1 protein-coding gene is annotated in these 1089 nt (G+C 45.9%); it reads left to right on the forward strand.

What is annotated here, in order from left to right; translation table 11 throughout:
- Positions 1-105: 105 nt before the first annotated feature.
- Entirely contained in the window at positions 106-1053 is a 948-nt protein-coding gene (locus Q4491_RS21425; protein ID WP_303460805.1) for an IS30 family transposase, read from the forward strand.
- Positions 1054-1089 lie beyond the last annotated feature (36 nt).

Consider the following 1089-nt stretch of genomic DNA (forward strand, 5'->3'; position numbering starts at 1 on the left):
CCCGATTTCAGATAATAAGTGCGACATTCATGGGAAGGTGTAGAAGAGGAAGCCAACTGCTAAAAGTGGTACGCTCTTCTCGCCAAAGAAACAAGCAGTACTACCATGAATTATCAGCAGTTGACCGAGGGCAGAAGATACCAGATTTCTGCTCTTTTGGAACGGGGAATTTCGGTTTCTGAAATAGCTAAAACAGTTCAGTGCCATCGCTCTACGGTATACCGGGAGCTTAAACGCGGCCGCAAAGGCAGTCAGTATTGCCCAAACGAAGCCCAGGCGTTAGCAATCAAAAAACGTACATCAGCGCGTAAATACCGAATACCTCAGGAGCGTGTTGATTTTATCCGCCTCCTTTTAGAAGCGGATTGGAGTCCAGAGCAGATTTCCAGTGTATTAACGAAAATCGGTGCCGCTGTCAGCCATGAGTGGATCTACCGATTTGTTGCGCAGGATAAGCGCTTGGGTGGCAAGTTATATCGCCACTTGAGGCAAGGACACAAGCGGTATCGTCGCGGTAAAAAAGAGAAAGCGCCAGCGATCAAGAATGCTGTTTCGATCGATGATAGGCCAAGCATCGTTGACAGTAAGGAGCGATTTGGTGATTGGGAAATCGACACCGTATTAGGCAAGCACGGCTCTGGAGCTATGGTGACTATTTTAGAGCGTAAAACACGATTTTACGTGGTAAAGAAAGTGCCCTCTAAGTCAGCAGATGATGTTACCAAAGCCACAATAGAACTACTGATGCCTTATAAGAAACATGTCCATACCATCACGGCAGATAACGGGAGAGAATTTGCCGGTCATGAAACCATCGCAAAGGAGTTGGAGGCTGATGTGTACTTTGCTCACCCTTACAGCTCTTGGGAACGTGGAGCTAATGAGAATGCTAATGGTCTTTTAAGGCAATATGTGAAGAAAGGAACCGACCTAACAACGGTAACAGACAGCGATATTGAATTCGCTTTATCGCGGATAAATTATCGTCCAAGAAAGTGTTTAGGCTTCAAGCAGCCAGCCATTGTATTTGAAGAAATGACTTTGGCTACTTGATATTGGAGAGTGTCGCACTTCGAAGTTGAATTCGGG

The organism is Photobacterium sp. 2_MG-2023 (assembly GCF_030547675.1).
In the GTDB taxonomy this organism is placed as follows: Bacteria; Pseudomonadota; Gammaproteobacteria; order Enterobacterales; family Vibrionaceae; genus Photobacterium; species Photobacterium arenosum.

Excerpts from the sequence above, each read along its gene's own strand:
- Q4491_RS21425 (WP_303460805.1), top strand. The coding sequence starts at position 106 with ATGAATTATCAGCAGTTGACCGAGGGCAGAAGATACCAGATTTCTGCT.